This is a genomic window from Pseudomonas sp. GW821-FHT07G06, assembly GCF_058986625.1.
The window spans coordinates 234,002-250,454 of record NZ_JBYSVW010000003.1 but is presented as its reverse complement, the minus strand read 5'-3'; the positions used below and the strand labels follow the sequence as shown (position 1 = coordinate 250,454).

Here is a 16,453-nt window from a genome sequence, read left to right as displayed (position 1 = left end):
GTATCCATCCTTTGCATCAGAAAACGGGTACGGGTTGCTCCCGTAACGCCGTCAGCAAGGCCGCGGCACTCGCGCCACGACAATCCACAACTGTTTTGGCCCCGGCGGCACGCGCCAGCTCGGCAACCCTGGGGCTTGGTACAAACAACGGCAACCGCGCCAACTGCGGCCAGGCATCGCCGGCCAATTGATGCAGGTGCTCAAAACCTTGTCCACTGCTGACCACCAGCCCGTTCAGGCGTTCCGCCTGGATCCGTTGCGGCAGCACTTGCGGCGGGTAAATCGGCATTGCCCGGCGGTACAGCTCCAGATACTCGACACTAGCACCTAGCTCACGCAAACGCTCAGCCAGCAACTCGCGCCCTCCTTCCCCGCGCAGGATCAGCACCCGCGCATCGGATGGTGCGATAGCCTCGCGCAGGCGGGAAAGTTCGAGCAAAGCTTCACTGTCATCGCCTTCTGCCGGGAAGCTCACATCCAATCCGTGAGACTGGAGGATCTGCGCTGTCGCCGCGCCGACGCTGAACCACTTCACAGCGGGCGGCGCCGGCCGAAACCGCTCGAGCAGTTCGACGCCGATCCGGGCGGCAGGCTTGCTGACCACGATGATTGCGCAGAACGTTTCCAGCGTCTGAATCACCTGGCGCATTGTGTCAGTCGCCGCAATCGGCACGATGTCCAAAAGCGGCAGACTGCTGCTGAAAATCCCCTGTCCGGCCAAAAAGCTGCCCAGCGCCGCCGCCTCGTCGGCGGGACGCGTCAGCAGCAAGCGCCAGCCGATCACTCGTGACCTGCCTCGCCATAGACCGCTTTGAGAATGGCGTCGGCACCCTGGCTCAGAAGGTCTTCAGCGACACGCACACCCAGTGCCTCGGCATCGCCGCGAGGGGCACGGGCTTGTGCGCTGAGCAGCAGGCCACCGGCTGGATCGCCCACCAGCCCGCGCAACCAGAGCTGTTCACCCTCCAGCACGGCGTAGCAGGCAATCGGCACCTGGCAACCGCCATTGAGGTGCTTGTTGAGGGCACGTTCGGCAGTCACGCGGGTGGCGGTGTCCTGGTGATGCAGGGGCGCCAGCAGCGCATGGATTTCAGTGTCGGCGCTGCGGCATTCGATACCCACCGCGCCCTGGCCACCGGCCGGAAGGCTGTCGTCGACACTGATGGCCGAAGTGATGCGATCTTCAAAACCCAGCCGGATCAGGCCGGCAGCGGCAAGGATGATGGCGTCGTATTCACCGGCATCAAGCTTGGCCAGGCGCGTGTTGACGTTGCCGCGCAGGAAGCGGATTTCCAGATCAGGGCGACGGGTCAGCAATTGCGCCTGGCGGCGCAGGCTGGAGGTGCCGACGATACTGCCCTGAGGCAACTCGTCCAGGCTGGTGAAGGTGTTGGAAACGAAGGCGTCGCGCGGGTCTTCCCGTTCGCAAATGCAGTACAGGCCGAGACCTTCGGGGAAGTCCATCGGCACGTCCTTCATGGAGTGCACGGCGATGTCGGCTTCATTGTCCAACAGCGCGGTTTCGAGTTCCTTGACGAACAGGCCCTTGCCGCCGATTTTCGACAGCGGTGAGTCAAGCAGCTTGTCACCACGGCTGACCATGGGGACGAGAGTCACCAGCAGGCCCGGATGAGCTGCTTCAAGGCGGGCTTTGACGTATTCGGCCTGCCACAGGGCGAGTGCGCTTTTGCGGGTGGCGATGCGGATTTCGCGAGAGGACATGGATCAATCCGTACTGAATAGATACGGCGGATAATAACAGCTCAGCCAAATCCACTTTGACTTGTATCAGATACTACTCGGCCTCCCTGGCCCCGGATGTCCGGCAATAGGGTGTTAAATTCGCCTGCGCACAGCTGTTTAGAGCTGTTGCATCATCTTGCGCACGCCAGCCACATGGCGCCGGCTGACGATCAGCGCATCACCATTGAGGCCTTTGAGGAACAGCTGGAAATGCCCCAGGGGTGTGCGTTGCAGTCGCTCGATACGCTCACGGGCGACCAGTGCGTTGCGATGGATACGCACGAAACGGTCACCGAATTCGTCCTCGAGGGCCTTGAGTGGCTCATCGAGCAGTACTTCACCGCTTTCGTGACGCAAGGTTACGTATTTGTGGTCGGCAATGAAGTACACCACCTGATCCAGCGGAATCAACTCGATCCCTTTACGGGTTCGGGCGCTGATATGGCTGCGCGGTCCGCTGCCGCTTTCGGCAGCAGGGCGGGTCAGGGCGGCGAGCTGGGCACGATTTGGGCGCTCGGCTCTCTTTAATGCGTCATGTAACTGTTCAGTTCTCACAGGTTTCACCAGATAGCCTACGGCGCTGGCCTGTAAGGCTTCCACGGCAAATTCATCGGGCCCGGCGCAGAACACCACGGCGGGCGGAGTTTCGCGTTCGCATAACCGTGCAGCCACTTGCAGGCCATCGAGGCCGGGCATGCGGATATCAAGCAGCACGATATCCGGCTTGTGGCTGTCGATCAGTGCCAACGCCTCTTCGCCATTCGTGGCGCTAGGCTCCAGGACACTGTATCCCTCGAGTTCGCCAACCATTCGGCACAGGCGCTCGCGGGCCAAGGGTTCGTCATCAACGATCAGGACATTCATATTGCGCTGGATTCCTGCGTGAGTCTCGCACAAGGATAGCGTAGACAGGTGAAGTGACGTCCGTCACCGCGATCCACGCTAAGACTAGCCCGAGCGTCAAAAAGTGCCGCTGGTCCGGCGGCTAAATTTTCATCTGCCGGGCGATTGGCGGCCCAGGCCCGCATTGGCGACACATCGCCACAGGGTTTGCTGATATGCAATATGAACACCCCCCCTCTTCTTCTGGTCAGCGGCTGCACCGAGAAGTGCGCTGATCCTACTGTCCAACTGTAGACGGTTGCCGGGACGTTATTGCTCAATTGAAAAATATCGTTGCGCTAACGTAGGAGCGAGCTTGCTCGCGATGGGCGTTAACGATAACGCGTGCCTCCTGGATAAACGCGTCGACTTCAGGTTCATCGCGAGCAAGCTCGCTCCTACACCAAAAAACGTATCGACCAGTGTCAGCGACAGGGTTGGCAACCCTGTTATTATCCGCGCCAGCGTTCCACGCCTTCTTTCTTCAAGCCGATACGAGCGAATTCATGAGCACTGACAAGACCAATCAGTCCTGGGGCGGCCGCTTCAGTGAACCCGTCGACGCCTTCGTCGCCCGCTTCACCGCCTCCGTCACTTTCGACCAGCGCCTGTATCGCCACGACATCATGGGTTCTATCGCCCACGCCACCATGCTGGCCAAGGTCGGCGTGCTGACCGATGCCGAGCGCGACAGCATCATCGATGGCCTGAAGACCATCCAGGGTGAAATCGATGCCGGCCAGTTCGACTGGCGCATCGACCTTGAAGACGTCCACATGAACATCGAGGCGCGGCTGACCGACCGCATCGGCGTGACCGGTAAAAAACTGCACACCGGCCGCAGCCGTAACGATCAGGTCGCCACCGATATCCGCCTGTGGTTGCGGGACGAAATCGACCTGATCCTGGCCGAAATCACTCGCCTGCAAAAAGGCTTGCTGGAGCAGGCCGAGCGCGAAGCCGCCAGCATCATGCCGGGGTTCACCCACCTGCAGACGGCCCAGCCAGTGACCTTCGGGCACCACATGCTGGCCTGGTTCGAGATGCTCAGCCGCGACTACGAGCGCCTGGTCGACTGTCGCAAGCGTACCAACCGCATGCCGCTGGGCAGCGCGGCACTGGCCGGCACCACCTACCCGATCGATCGTGAATACACCGCCCAACTGCTGGGTTTCGACGCGGTTGGCGGCAATTCGCTGGATAACGTCTCCGATCGCGATTTCGCCATCGAATTCTGCTCGGCCGCCAGCATCGCGATGATGCACCTGTCACGCTTCTCCGAAGAGCTGGTGCTGTGGACCAGCGCGCAATTCCAGTTCATCGACCTGCCCGACCGTTTCTGCACCGGCAGCTCGATCATGCCGCAAAAGAAAAACCCCGACGTGCCGGAGCTGGTGCGCGGCAAGACCGGTCGCGTATTCGGCGCTCTGATGGGCCTGCTGACCCTGATGAAAGGCCAGCCCCTGGCCTACAACAAGGACAACCAGGAAGACAAGGAACCGCTGTTCGACGCCGCCGACACCCTGCGCGACTCGCTGCGGGCCTTTGCCGACATGGTGCCGGCGATCAAGCCCAAGCACGCGATGATGCGCGAAGCAGCCCTGCGCGGCTTCTCCACCGCCACCGACCTTGCCGACTACCTGGTGCGTCGCGGCCTGCCATTCCGTGATTGCCACGAAATCGTCGGTCACGCCGTCAAGTACGGCGTGGACAGCGGCAAGGACCTGGCGGAAATGAGCCTGGAAGAACTGCGCAAGTTCAGCGACCAGATCGATCAGGACGTGTTCGCCGTGCTGACCCTCGAAGGCTCGGTCAATGCCCGTAACCACATCGGCGGCACCGCGCCGGCGCAGGTGAAGGCTGCTGTGGCTCGCGGTCAGGCGCTGCTCGCCAGCCGTTAAAAGCTTCGCGAGCAGGCTCGCTCCCACAGGGTTTGATGTGTGAACCCAATCCAATGTGGGAGCGAGCCTGCTCGCGATGACTGACTTCCAAACGCTACAAAACCTACCTCTTGGCAGCAATCATCGCCATGAACGCCGGCATCGCCGCTTCCCGATCAGCCGCCACACGCTGCACATTCGGATTACCCCCCAAAAACTCCAGCAACGCCTTGGCCTTCGGCATCTCGGCCAATAGATCGATGCCAAACAACTTCTTGGCGACCCCACACGCCAGCGGCACGCTGAACAGGAAATACAGATCCGCCACGCTCAAGCTGTCACCAGCCACGTAAGGGCCGAATTTGCCGTGCCGGCCCAGCGCAGCCATCCCCAGCAACAATTCGGCCTTGGTTTTTTCCTTGATCGCATCCGGCAGGGTCATGCCGAAAAACGCTTCGGCATAGCAGGCTCGCGCTGGCAGTTCGATATACAGCTCGATTTCCCTGGCCAGTGCCAGCACCTGCGCGCGCTCAAACGGGTCGCTCGGCAGCAGCGGCGTGCCGTTGTGATTTTGTTCGAGGTACTCAAGGATTATGCTGGTTTCATTGATGAATCCCTGCTCTACGTGCAACACCGGGACCTTTCCACGCGGGCTGATGGCCAGTGCTTCGGGGGCGGTGCCGCCGTAAAACGGCACTTCTTCGAAAGGCAGTCCTTTTTCCAGCAGCGCCAGTTTGACCATGTTGTAGTAGTTACTGACGGAGAATCCATAAAGCTTGATCATCACAAAGCCTCCAGGCCATGCGGGGTGGGCAGTGCCTGTTTATAGAACGCTCGAGGGTTTCTTGCCAGCAGCATCACGCCAATGAATACAGGTAAACTGGCTGCCTTTCCCTGAGGAGCCTGCCATGAGCGAGCCAATCGACATCGAAGACGACGAAGAAGAATTCGCCGAAAATACCTTGATCGAAGCTATCGAAAATCAGATCGAAAGCGACAACCCGCCAGCGGCCAAGGCGACCTTCAACAAGCTGACCCTGGTGGGCTACGAGCGGGAAGAGATTCTCAACCTGATGGCTCACGTTTTGGCGGTAGAAATCGACGCGATCCTCGAAGAAGACCGCGCGTTCAATACCGAATGGTACGAAGCTGCGCTGCGCGCGTTGCCCGAGCTGCCGCCGCAAAAGCAGTAAGATCAAAAGATCGCAGCCTGCGGCAGCTCCTACCTGGAATGCGATCCACGTAGGAGCTGCCGCAGGCTGCGATCTTTTTATGCGAGTCAAAAATCTCTGTCGCCAGCACTGGACATGCCGGACAAGCGGGTTCACCTTAGGAGCGCTGTCGTCCAATTCCTAGAAAGTCTGGAGTCCTTATGTCGCTTACCCCTGAGCTGGTTGCCGAACTGGAAGTCCTCGCACTCTTCAACCTGGACAGTTCCCAGGAAGGTCTGAAAATTCATCAGACCGCTGCCCCGAAACACATTGCCGCCGCCAAACGCCTCTTTGAAAAAGAACTGACCGACCAGCCTGATGGCGGTTACCTGACCAGCCTGGGTCGTGATGCCGCGCAAAATGTGCAAAGCGTGCTGACTATTCTTAACGCCGAAGTAACAGCCTGAATTCTGCCGCATCGCCCACGGAGACCCCGATCCAGGGATTTCCGCGGGCACATCCCCCCCTGATTTCTGTCTCCACCGATAAAAATCTGACGTCAGAAAAATAAATCAGCTTAAAAGTCCTCGCCTCAAGGCGCTAAACTGCCCCTCATCCGAAGAGCCCCACGTCCGAGCCCTGCGAGCCGGTTTGAGCTGACATGACGCGCACCCATGAAATCCGCCCCGATCTGGACGAGGGAATCGACCGCAAGGTTCTCAGCCAGCTGCGCGCACGTTTTCTGAAACTCAACGAAGGACGCATGGCGCGCGCCATGGAAGGCTTGTCGACCCGCCAGCAAGGGGTCCTGACCTTGCTGCCGCTGTTTTTCCACGTTAATCATCCGCTATTGCCCGGCTACGTTTCCGGCAGTACGCCGGCGGGGCTGTCGAATTTCGAACCGGACGCCAATGTCCTCGCAGAAGCCCAGCGCCTGACCCGCTCGTTTTCCTACAAGCCTCGCCACGGCAGCAACCCGCCGAGGTCGATTCATGGACTGTTCCTGATGGGCAGCCTCGGCACCCTGGCCCAGGCCGACCAGAGCGACATGGATGTGTGGGTCTGCCATGGGCCGGACCTGACCGAGAACGAACTCGCCGAACTGCGCAAAAAATGCCAGCTGCTGGAAGCCTGGGCCGCCAGTCAGGGCGCCGAAGCACACTTTTTCCTGATCGAACCGACCCGTTTCGTCCGTGGCGAGCGCGATACCCAACTGAGTTCGGAGGATTGCGGTACCACCCAGCACTACCTGTTGCTGGATGAGTTTTACCGCACCGCAATCTGGCTGGCCGGGCGTACGCCGATCTGGTGGCTGGTGCCGGTCTACGAAGAATCGAGCTACGACCGCTACACCCATACCTTGATTTCCAAGCGCTTTATCCGCGCCGATGAAACCCTCGACCTTGGCAACCTGGCCTTTATCCCGCCCGGCGAATTTATCGGCGCCGGGCTCTGGCAGTTGTTCAAGGGCATCGAGTCGCCCTACAAGTCGGTACTCAAGCTGCTGCTGACCGAGGTATATGCCAGTGAACACCCCAGGGTCCATTGCCTGAGCCTGCGCTTCAAGCAAGCGGTGTTCGCCAACCGGCTCGACCTCGACGAGCTGGACCCGTACGTCGTGGTGTACCGGCGCATCGAGGAATACCTGATCGCCCGCAACGAACCGGAACGGTTGGAACTGGTGCGTCGCGCGCTGTACCTGAAGGTCAATCGCAAACTGACCGGCAGCAGCCGTACCCAGAGCTGGCAACGCTCTTTGCTCGAGCGTCTGGCCCATGAATGGCGCTGGGACCAGCGCCAACTGGCCCTGCTCGATAGCCGCAGTCAGTGGAAAGTCCGCCAGGTCGGCTCCGAGCGGCGGGCGCTGGTCAATGAACTGAACTACAGCTACCGCTTCCTCACCCAGTTTGCCCGACAGGAGCAAACGGTCAGCCGCATCAACAAGCGCGACCTGAGCGTCCTCGGGCGTCGGCTATACGCCGCTTTCGAGCGCAAGGCCGGCAAAGTCGAATTCATCAACCCCGGTATCGCCCCGGACCTGGCTGAAGACACCCTGACGCTGGTGCACGCGCCGAACAGGAAAGAATCGGGGCAAAGCCAGTGGGGTGTGTACAACGGCAGCCTGACGGCGCTGGAGTGGGAACATTTCGCGCCGATCAAACGCAGCCGTCACTTGCTTGAGCTGCTGACCTGGTGCCACCGCAATGGCGTAATCGACAGCAGTACACGCCTGGCCCTGCACCCTGGCACCAGCGACTTGAGCGAGTTCGAGCTGTTCAACCTGCTCGGCAGCCTGCAACAGACTATCGCCCTGCCCTTGCCCACCGTCGCCGAAGAACCTCTGCTGCGCGCCAGCGTGCCGAGTGAAGTGCTGATTCTGGTGAATGTCGGGATCGATCCGCTCAAGCACCATCGTGACCTGAACATCCTGATGACCACCGAGCGCACCGATTCCCTGAGCTACGCCGGCGTTCGGGAAAACCTGGTGCTGACACTGGACCAGGTCACGCTCAATAGCTGGAACGAAGTGCTGGTGGCTCGCTACGACGGCCCCCACGCCCTGCTCGACTGCATTCGCGATTATCTCAACAACCTGCCAGCCGGGCCGCAACAGCCGAAGCTGAGGGTGCGCTGTTTCTGCCATAACCGCGCGCAGTTCATCGCCCAACGGGTGGAAGACATCCTCGATACCGCGCAGAACCTGCTGCTGAGCCGGCTCAATCACCGCTACCTGATCCAGGTCCAGCAGCACTACCACGTGCTGGAGCTGGTGCCGGGACAGGTCCAGCACATCGCACTGGACACCCTGCCGGCGCTGATCGACTACCTGGGTGAAGAAATGGCGAGCTACAGCCCGCTTCACCTGGACCCAAACGCACTGGAAGAGCACGACCTTGCGCTGTTCCTGCCAACGGGCCAGCCGGACTGCGTCCAAGTGTTCTATCGGGTCAACGAAGATCAGGCCGATCTGTACGTGCTCGATGAGTTCAACGCCCTGTGGCAGCAACGTCTGCCCTGGCACGACGAGCAAAGCCTGCTGGTGCCGCTGCAGCGTTTCCTGCAATCGATCCAGTACCGTCGCGATGCCCTGTTGCCAATGGACGCTGCCCACCCCTTGAGCCTCGACACCCGGTATTGCCAGCTGTTGCCGTCAGGCCCTGGTCGGGCGCGTCGCATTGAACCCCGGCCGGTGCCGCAGACGCCAGCGAACAAACCGTTTTACGACGTGCAGGCGATCGTCGGCAAAGCCGCACCGGGTCAGGTGCAGGTGACGTTGTATTGCAATCAACGGGAGTTTTCCGAACTGGAGCATGGCGACCAGCTGTTCAGCGTGGTCGCCCGGGAAATCGTCGGGCAGCGCCGGGAAACCGAACGCTACCGCTGCTACATCACCGACCTCGACCTGTCAGGCCTGCTCGGCGAAGGGCAGAGTTCCACCCATTTGTACCTGCGTTACAAGGCAGACCTGGAGCAGGCATTGAACGAGGCGCTCGATCAGGTCTGAGGGGATGTCACTCCGGGAACGCGCCGCCATTGGCCGGCTGCGATTCGACTTCCAGCAGCGTCAGCTTCAGGGTCTTGCCGCCCGGAGCTGGCCAATCGATATGCTGGCCAACCTTCAGGCCGAGCAGCGCGCTGCCCACCGGTGCCAGGATCGAGACCTTGCCTTCGTCGGCATTCGCATCCTTGGGGTACACCAGGGTCAGGTGGTAGTCCTTGCCACTGCCTTCTTCCCGGCAATGCACACGGGAATTCATGGTCACGACATCCGCCGGCACTTCATCGTGGCCGACCACGGTATCGGCGCGATCCAGTTCGGTTTGCAACGCAATAACGCCCGGCAGCGTGTCGTCCAGGCTGTCGATCAGACGCTCCAGACGCTGGACGTCCAGACGGGTAAGGGTGATGGAAGGTGCGGTCATGATCTGGGCAGACTCCTTTCTTCTGCACGAAAAAAGCAAAACCCCGCCAGAAAAAGGCGGGGTTTTCACAAGCCTCGATGGGTTGAGGCGTATCTGGACACTATCACAGCTCAAAAAATATACAAGCCGGGGCCGGATGCCAGCACCGCCCCCTGTAGGAGCTGCCGAAGGCTGCGATCTTTTGATCTGGATTTTTGGCGGCCCTGAAGCTGCTGAAGACGCTGAAGATCAAAAGATCGCAGCCTCGCTTCGCTCGACAGCTCCTACAGGGAGGTGGCTTTGCGCTCAGAGGCCTGGGCGCAAATGACACGACGGCGATCATCGTCCGCCGAGCGCCATTCGCGGATGTCTTCGACATGGCGGAAGCAGCCCAGGCAGACTTTCTGCTCGTCCAGCCGACACACACCGCTGCACGGCGACGGCACCGCCGGGCTGACATTGCTGTAGAGCGGCTTCGGTGGGCGGACAGACGCAGGCTGGGTCACGATCTCACAGGCCTTCGAAATCGAGCTCGACGCCGGCCTGCTGCTGGACGATTCGCTCGAGCATTTCACCCAACTGCTCTTCACTCTTGTCGCACATCCAGCGCTCGCTTTCTTCGTCGTAGTCGAAGTGGAAACCACCGGACACCGCCGCCAGCCACAGCTGACGCAGCGGCTCCTGGCGACTGAAGATCAACTGGCTGCCGTTCTCGAACTTGACGGTCAGCACACCGGCCGAGCTTTCGAGGTCGATATCCAGGTCGCTGTCGTCAAAGATGTCCTCCAGGGTTTGCTGGGTGGCATCGACCAGGTCGTGGAAACGCGCTTCGGACAAACTCATTACGGCAACCTCAAAAAGTGTCTGATCAGGCTCAAGCGCCGCAAGATACGACCGAGCCCTGCTGAATGCAAAGAATAACGACCTGTGGGAGCGAGCCTGCTCGCGAATGGCAGGTACATTCAACCTATTCGTTGGCTGACACACCGCTTTCGCGAGCAGGCTCGCTCCCACAGGGATTGCACGTTACCGACCTGCACCCGCCCAACCCCCGCCGGACGGGCGGTCCGTTGCATAGGCAAGCTGCCGGGTGGCCGGTATACTCCGGCGCAATTAATGCATTTTCAAGGATTTCGCCATGAAGCGCCTGATCTCTTCCCTTGCTGCGCTCCTCGCGGTTGCCTGCCTTGTGTCGGCCTGCGGTCAAAAAGGCCCGCTGTACCTGCCCGATGAAGACCAGGACCCTGTCGAGCAAGCCAAGTCGTCGCAGCAGCAGCCTGCCTCCAAAGCACACAAGCACGACGTCTACCAATAATAAGGGAACCTCATGGACGCTTTTAACTACCGTGACGGTGAACTGTTCGCGGAAGGTGTTGCCCTGTCTGCCATCGCCGAGCGCTTTGGTACGCCGACCTACGTTTACTCCCGTGCACACATCGAAGCCCAGTACCTGGCTTATGCCGATGCGCTGGCTGGCACGCCGCACCTGGTGTGCTTCGCAGTCAAGGCCAACTCCAACCTGGGCGTCCTGAATGTCCTGGCGCGTCTGGGCGCCGGTTTCGACATCGTCTCCCGTGGTGAACTGGAGCGTGTACTGGCCGCTGGCGGCAGCGCCGACAAGATCGTGTTCTCCGGCGTCGGCAAGACCCGTGACGACATGCGTCGCGCCCTGGAAGTCGGCGTGCACTGCTTCAACGTCGAATCCACCGACGAGCTCGAACGCCTGCAAGTGGTCGCTGCCGAACTGGGCGTTCGGGCGCCGATTTCGTTGCGCGTCAACCCGGACGTCGATGCCGGCACCCACCCGTACATTTCCACCGGTCTGAAAGAGAACAAGTTCGGCATCGCCATCGCCGACGCCGAAGACGTGTACGTGCGTGCCGCGCAGTTGCCGAACCTGGAAGTGGTCGGCGTCGATTGCCACATCGGCTCGCAACTGACCACCCTGCCGCCGTTCATCGACGCTCTCGACCGCCTGCTGGGCCTGGTCGACCGCCTCGGCGATTGCGGCATCTACCTGCGCCATATCGATCTCGGTGGCGGCCTGGGCGTGCGCTACAAGGACGAGGAGCCGCCACTGGCTGGCGACTACATCAAGGCCGTGCGTGAACGCCTCGACGGTCGCGACCTGGCGCTGGTGTTCGAGCCGGGCCGCTTCATCGTCGCCAACGCCGGTGTATTGCTGACCCAGGTCGAATACCTCAAGCACACCGAGCACAAAGACTTCGCCATCGTCGACGCCGCCATGAACGACCTGATCCGCCCGGCGCTGTACCAGGCCTGGATGGACGTCACGGCCGTGCGCCCGCGTCAATCGGCAGCCCGCGCCTACGACATCGTCGGCCCGATCTGCGAGACCGGCGACTTCCTGGCCAAGGATCGTCAGCTGGCCCTGGAAGAAGGCGACCTGCTGGCCGTGCATTCGGCCGGTGCCTACGGGTTTGTCATGAGTTCCAACTACAACACCCGCGGCCGTACCGCTGAAGTGTTGGTGGACGGTGATCAGGCATTTGAAGTGCGTCGCCGTGAAACGGTAGCCGAGTTGTTTGCTGGCGAAAGCCTGCTGCCGGAGTAAAACCATGCTGCTGCGTTTTACCAAGATGCACGGCCTGGGCAATGACTTCATGGTCCTCGACCTGGTCAGCCAGCACGCGCACATCCTGCCCAAGCATGCCAAGCAATGGGGCGACCGGCACACCGGCATCGGTTTCGACCAGTTGCTGATCGTCGAGGCACCGAGCAATCCGGACGTGGATTTCCGCTACCGGATCTTCAACGCCGACGGTTCCGAAGTGGAACAGTGCGGCAACGGTGCACGCTGCTTCGCCCGTTTCGTGCTCGACAAGCGCCTGACCGCAAAGCGGCTGATTCGCGTCGAGACCAAAAGCGGCATCATCGAACTGGACGTGCGTAACGACGGCCAGATCAGCGTGAACATGGGCGCCCCGCGCCTGGTGCCGGCGGATATTCCGTTCCAGGCACCGGAGCAGGCCCAGAGTTATCAGGTCGACGTCGACGGCACCCCGGTCGATCTGGCCGCCGTGTCCATGGGCAACCCCCACGCCGTGGTGCGGGTCAGCGATATCAACAACGCGCCGGTGCATGAACTGGGACCGAAAATCGAACATCACCCGCGCTTCCCGGCACGGGTCAATGTCGGTTTTCTCCAGGTCATCGACCGGAGCCGCGCGCAGTTGCGCGTCTGGGAACGTGGAGCCGGGGAAACCCAGGCTTGCGGAACCGGCGCCTGTGCCGCCGCAGTGGCCGCGATCAGCCAGGGGTGGATGGATTCGCCGCTATTGATCGACCTGCCTGGCGGGCGCTTGTCCATCGAATGGGCAGGCCCTGGCCAGCCGGTGATGATGACCGGCCCGGCAGTGCGCGTATACGAAGGACAAGTGCGTCTTTGAGTGAGCGAAATCCATGACAGACAAGCCTCAGGTACCCGCACGACAAGCTGACGAATCACCGTCCGAAAGCCTGGAGGCGGCGGCTGTTGCCGCGTACCTGGAGGCTCATCCGGACTTCTTCGTCGAGCACGAAGAGCTGCTCCCGTCCCTGCGTATTCCCCATCGACGCGGCGATACCGTGTCGCTGGTGGAGCGTCAGATGACCATTCTGCGCGACCGCAACATTGAACTGCGTCATCGCCTGTCGCATTTGATGGACGTGGCCCGGGACAATGACCGGCTGTTCGAAAAGACCCGTCGCCTGATCCTCGCGCTGATGGACGCCGCCAGCCTGGAAGACGTGGTGATGTGCGTCGAAGACAGCCTGCGCCAGGAATTCCAGGTGCCCTTCGTCAGCCTCATCCTGCTCGGTGACAACGCCATGCCGGTGGGCCGCTGGGCCACTCACGCCGAAGCGCAAGTGGCCATCGGCGGCTTGCTCTCGGAAGACAAAAGCGTCAGCGGCAGCCTGCGCGAGCATGAACTGGACTTCCTGTTCGGCGAAGAACAGCGCAAGCAGATCGGCTCCACCGCGGTCGTCGCCATCAGCCACCAGGGCATCCACGGCATCCTGGCCATCGCCAGCCGTGATCCGCAGCACTACAAAAGCTCGGTGGGCACCTTGTTCCTGAGCTACATCGCTGAAGTCATGGGTCGCGTGCTGCCACGGGTCAACAATTCCCTGCGCTCGGTACGCTGAACATGGAACGACAACTGGACGCTTACTGCGAACACCTGCGCAGTGAGCGGCAGGTGTCGCCGCACACGCTGTCGGCCTACCGCCGCGACCTCGATAAAGTGCTGGGCTGGTGCGTCAAACAGAACATCGGCAGTTGGGCGGCGCTGGATATCCAGCGCCTGCGCAGCCTGATTGCCCGCCTGCACGCCCAAGGGCAATCGTCCCGCAGCCTGGCGCGATTGCTGTCGGCCGTTCGCGGGCTCTATCACTACCTCAATCGCGAAGGCCTGTGCGACCACGATCCGGCCAATGGCCTGGCGCCGCCGAAAGGTGAACGCCGCCTGCCGAAAACCCTCGACACCGACCGCGCCCTGCAACTGCTGGAAGGTGGTGTGGAGGATGACTTTCTGGCACGTCGGGACCAGGCGATTCTGGAGTTGTTCTACTCTTCCGGGCTGCGGCTGTCGGAGCTGACAGGGCTCAACCTCGATCAACTCGACCTCGCCGACGGCATGGTCCAGGTGCTCGGCAAAGGCAGCAAGACCCGCCTGCTGCCGGTGGGACAAAAAGCCCGCGAAGCGCTGGAGCAGTGGCTGCCACTGCGGGCCATGGCCAACCCGGCGGACGATGCGGTGTTCGTCAGCCAACAGGGGCGACGTCTCGGCCCCCGAGCGATCCAGGTGCGGGTCAAGGCTGCCGGCGAGCGCGAACTGGGACAGAACCTGCATCCGCACATGCTGCGGCACTCCTTCGCCAGCCATCTGCTGGAATCCTCCCAGGACCTGCGCGCGGTGCAGGAGCTGCTCGGGCACTCGGACATCAAGACCACGCAGATCTACACCCACCTGGACTTCCAGCACCTGGCCACGGTCTACGACAGCGCCCACCCAAGGGCCAAACGCATTAAGGGCGACGATTCATGAGCATTCAGTTGATCACCTTCGACCTCGACGACACCCTGTGGGACACCGCACCCGTCATCGTCAGTGCCGAAGCCATATTGCGTGCATGGCTGACCGAACATGCGCCCAACCTGGGGGCGGTGCCGGTGGAACATTTGTGGGCCATACGCGAACGCATCCTGAGCATCGAACCGAACCTCAAGCACCGCATCAGCGCCTTGCGCCGGCGCGTGTTGTTCCAGGCCCTGGAAGAAGCCGGATATCCCCATGCCGAAGCGTCGGACCTGGCCGATCAGAGTTTCGAAGTGTTTCTGCATGCCCGGCATCAGCTGGAAATATTTCCGGAGGTGCAACCGACCCTGGAGTTGCTGGCCAACCATTACGCCCTCGGCGTGGTCACCAATGGCAACGCCGATGTGCGTCGGCTGGGGCTGGCGGACTACTTCAAGTTTGCGTTGTGCGCCGAAGACATCGGCATCGCCAAACCTGATGCGCGGCTGTTCCATGAAGCCTTACAACGCGGTGGCGCGACGGCTGATACGGCGGTGCATATTGGCGATCATCCGGGCGATGACATTGCCGGTGCGCAACAAGCGGGGATGCGGGCGATCTGGTTCAACCCGGCGGGCAAGGTCTGGGAAGCGGAACGGTTGCCGGATGCCGAGATTTGCAGCCTGACCGAATTGCCGGCGTTGTTGGCGCGGTGGAATACCAGGTGATGTGGAAAAGATCGCAGCCTGCGGCAGCTCCTACAAGGTTTTGTGTACCCCTGTAGGAGCTGCCGCAGGCTGCGATCTTTTGCTTTTCCATCACCCATGAAAAAGCCCGCAGCGACGGCGGGCTTTTTCAGCAAGCAGGTAGCAGGCTCAGATAGGCCGGCTGCCGTACTTGTTATCCGGCTTCTTGGGAGGATCGGCGACCACATTGGCCTCCACTTCCTGCACCTTGCCACCACGCGCAAGGAACTCTTCCATGGCCTTGGCCAGGGCATCGCGTTCCTTGTTCTTGGCCTCGACACTCGGCAGCTCATCGACCGATACCGCTGCCTTGGCCTTGCCTTTGGCGGCCGGAACCGGCGCATCACCGCCGTCGTCTTCAGCGACGTCTTCCGCCGCTGCTTCCAGACCTTCTTCGGTTTCGTCGTCGTCGCCTACTTCGAGGTCGTCGTTTTCCAGATCATCGTCGCTCATGTTCTACCTCATGACTTGCGAAAAGCAGATTAGTTATAGCCCAGCTTTGCCCTCTGTCGAAGGCTGCCGGAAAAAAATCAACAGCCGCTGCTGACCAGCGGTTATGCCTCTTCACCGTGCACGGTGGCGAGGACTTTACGGGCACCGCCATGATCGCGGTGCTCGCCCAGGTAAACGCCTTGCCAGGTTCCCAACGCCAGCCGGCCTGCCGAAATCGGCAAACTGAGCTGACAGCCAAGCACGCTGGCCTTGAAGTGCGCCGGGAGGTCGTCCTGGCCTTCGTCGTTATGCTCATAGCCGTCTGCTCCTTGTGGGATCAGACGATTGAAAAACCGTTCGAAGTCGCGACGTACCGCCGGATCGGCGTTCTCGTTGATGGTCAACGACGCCGAGGTATGCTGCAGCCACAAATGCAACAGACCGACCCGACACGCCTTGAGTTCAGGCAGGCCGGCGAGTAACTCGTCCGTTACCAGGTGAAAGCCCCGGGGCCTCGCCCGCAAGGTAATCAGAGTCTGTTGCCACATACAGTTCTCCGCACGTTCGGGGCGCATTCTAGCGCGCTCTGGGAAAAAACAAAGGCCCTAATATTCCTTCAATCCTGTAAGCCTTCGACCGCACAAAAACACCCGACGCAAACATCTTAAAACCTGTAGGAAAAAACCTTTCAGTTCC

The 16,453-nt window shown here is 61.1% G+C and carries 19 protein-coding genes; 10 read left to right on the top strand and 9 right to left on the bottom strand.

The annotated features are described in order from the left end of the window. Positions 1-16 precede the first annotated feature (16 nt). From AC3WJW_RS07775 to AC3WJW_RS07765, 3 genes are all read right to left on the bottom strand, one after another. Positions 17-784, bottom strand: a complete 768-nt coding sequence (locus AC3WJW_RS07775; RefSeq protein ID WP_493725640.1) for a uroporphyrinogen-III synthase — start codon at positions 782-784, stop codon at positions 17-19. Beyond that, complete coding sequence (hemC, locus tag AC3WJW_RS07770) at positions 781-1,722, bottom strand: hydroxymethylbilane synthase (RefSeq protein ID WP_493725639.1); 942 nt, start codon at positions 1,720-1,722, stop codon at positions 781-783. The genes AC3WJW_RS07775 and hemC overlap by 4 nt, the downstream gene beginning before the upstream one ends. Positions 1,723-1,860: 138 nt before the next feature. Then, positions 1,861-2,607 carry a LytR/AlgR family response regulator transcription factor gene (locus AC3WJW_RS07765; protein ID WP_102699667.1) on the bottom strand — a complete coding sequence of 249 codons (747 nt, stop codon included), beginning with the start codon at positions 2,605-2,607 and terminating at the stop codon, positions 1,861-1,863. Positions 2,608-3,131: 524 nt separating this feature from the next. On the opposite strand from AC3WJW_RS07765, the gene argH reads away from it, so the two are divergent. After that, the gene (gene argH / locus AC3WJW_RS07760; protein WP_493725638.1) at positions 3,132-4,526 is read left to right on the top strand and encodes an argininosuccinate lyase; all 1,395 of its coding nucleotides are present in this window, start codon (positions 3,132-3,134) and stop codon (positions 4,524-4,526) included. Positions 4,527-4,629: 103 nt separating this feature from the next. Here the strand turns inward: argH and AC3WJW_RS07755 are convergent, their stop codons facing one another. Then, on the bottom strand, positions 4,630-5,289 hold the full coding sequence (locus tag AC3WJW_RS07755) for a glutathione S-transferase family protein (RefSeq protein ID WP_493725637.1): 660 nt from the start codon (positions 5,287-5,289) through the stop codon (positions 4,630-4,632). A 124-nt stretch (positions 5,290-5,413) separates the two neighbouring features. Here AC3WJW_RS07755 and AC3WJW_RS07750 point away from each other — a divergent pair, with 124 nt between their 5' ends. From AC3WJW_RS07750 to AC3WJW_RS07740, 3 genes are all read left to right on the top strand, one after another. Further along, entirely contained in the window at positions 5,414-5,698 is a 285-nt protein-coding gene (locus AC3WJW_RS07750) for a hypothetical protein (protein ID WP_007978820.1), read from the top strand. Positions 5,699-5,877: 179 nt separating this feature from the next. Beyond that, positions 5,878-6,123: a TIGR02647 family protein gene (locus tag AC3WJW_RS07745; RefSeq protein WP_007980796.1), complete on the top strand. Its 246-nt coding sequence runs from the start codon at positions 5,878-5,880 to the stop codon at positions 6,121-6,123. Positions 6,124-6,317: 194 nt separating this feature from the next. Continuing rightward, positions 6,318-9,161 carry a class I adenylate cyclase gene (locus AC3WJW_RS07740; protein WP_493725636.1) on the top strand — a complete coding sequence of 948 codons (2,844 nt, stop codon included), beginning with the start codon at positions 6,318-6,320 and terminating at the stop codon, positions 9,159-9,161. A gap of 7 nt (positions 9,162-9,168) precedes the next feature. Here AC3WJW_RS07740 and rnk read toward each other — a convergent pair whose 3' ends face one another. The 3 genes from rnk to cyaY form a co-directional block, all read right to left on the bottom strand. Beyond that, on the bottom strand, positions 9,169-9,579 hold the full coding sequence (gene rnk, locus AC3WJW_RS07735; RefSeq protein WP_007980800.1) for a nucleoside diphosphate kinase regulator: 411 nt from the start codon (positions 9,577-9,579) through the stop codon (positions 9,169-9,171). 263 nt (positions 9,580-9,842) lie between these two features. Further along, positions 9,843-10,064: a DUF1289 domain-containing protein gene (locus AC3WJW_RS07730; protein WP_493725635.1), complete on the bottom strand. Its 222-nt coding sequence runs from the start codon at positions 10,062-10,064 to the stop codon at positions 9,843-9,845. Positions 10,065-10,068: 4 nt separating this feature from the next. Then, positions 10,069-10,401, bottom strand: a complete 333-nt coding sequence (gene cyaY, locus AC3WJW_RS07725; protein ID WP_007980802.1) for an iron donor protein CyaY — start codon at positions 10,399-10,401, stop codon at positions 10,069-10,071. Between the two features lie 295 nt (positions 10,402-10,696). Between cyaY and lptM the strand changes: the two genes are divergently transcribed. Genes lptM through AC3WJW_RS07695 form a run of 6 tightly spaced genes read left to right on the top strand, consistent with a single transcriptional unit; the run spans position 10,697 to position 15,307 of the window. Beyond that, a complete protein-coding gene (gene lptM / locus AC3WJW_RS07720) occupies positions 10,697-10,873 on the top strand; it encodes an LPS translocon maturation chaperone LptM (RefSeq protein WP_007980804.1) in 177 nt (58 codons plus the stop codon). Positions 10,874-10,885: 12 nt separating this feature from the next. Continuing rightward, entirely contained in the window at positions 10,886-12,133 is a 1,248-nt protein-coding gene (lysA, locus tag AC3WJW_RS07715) for a diaminopimelate decarboxylase (RefSeq protein WP_218481086.1), read from the top strand. A gap of 4 nt (positions 12,134-12,137) precedes the next feature. Then, positions 12,138-12,968, top strand: coding sequence for a diaminopimelate epimerase (gene dapF, locus AC3WJW_RS07710; RefSeq protein WP_493725634.1), 831 nt, complete (start codon positions 12,138-12,140; stop codon positions 12,966-12,968). Positions 12,969-12,981: 13 nt separating this feature from the next. Beyond that, entirely contained in the window at positions 12,982-13,707 is a 726-nt protein-coding gene (locus AC3WJW_RS07705; RefSeq protein WP_007980809.1) for a DUF484 family protein, read from the top strand. Positions 13,708-13,709: 2 nt separating this feature from the next. Then, positions 13,710-14,609, top strand: a complete 900-nt coding sequence (gene xerC, locus AC3WJW_RS07700) for a tyrosine recombinase XerC (protein WP_493725633.1) — start codon at positions 13,710-13,712, stop codon at positions 14,607-14,609. Continuing rightward, positions 14,606-15,307 (top strand): HAD family hydrolase, encoded by a 702-nt coding sequence (locus AC3WJW_RS07695; protein WP_493725632.1) that lies wholly within the window; start codon positions 14,606-14,608, stop codon positions 15,305-15,307. Before xerC ends, AC3WJW_RS07695 begins: the two co-directional genes overlap by 4 nt. Positions 15,308-15,454: 147 nt before the next feature. Here AC3WJW_RS07695 and sutA read toward each other — a convergent pair whose 3' ends face one another. Continuing rightward, positions 15,455-15,778 (bottom strand): dormancy-specific transcriptional regulator SutA, encoded by a 324-nt coding sequence (gene sutA / locus AC3WJW_RS07690; RefSeq protein WP_007989490.1) that lies wholly within the window; start codon positions 15,776-15,778, stop codon positions 15,455-15,457. A 101-nt stretch (positions 15,779-15,879) separates the two neighbouring features. Continuing rightward, a complete protein-coding gene (locus AC3WJW_RS07685; protein WP_429387068.1) occupies positions 15,880-16,305 on the bottom strand; it encodes a secondary thiamine-phosphate synthase enzyme YjbQ in 426 nt (141 codons plus the stop codon). Between the last annotated feature and the right edge of the window lie 148 nt (positions 16,306-16,453).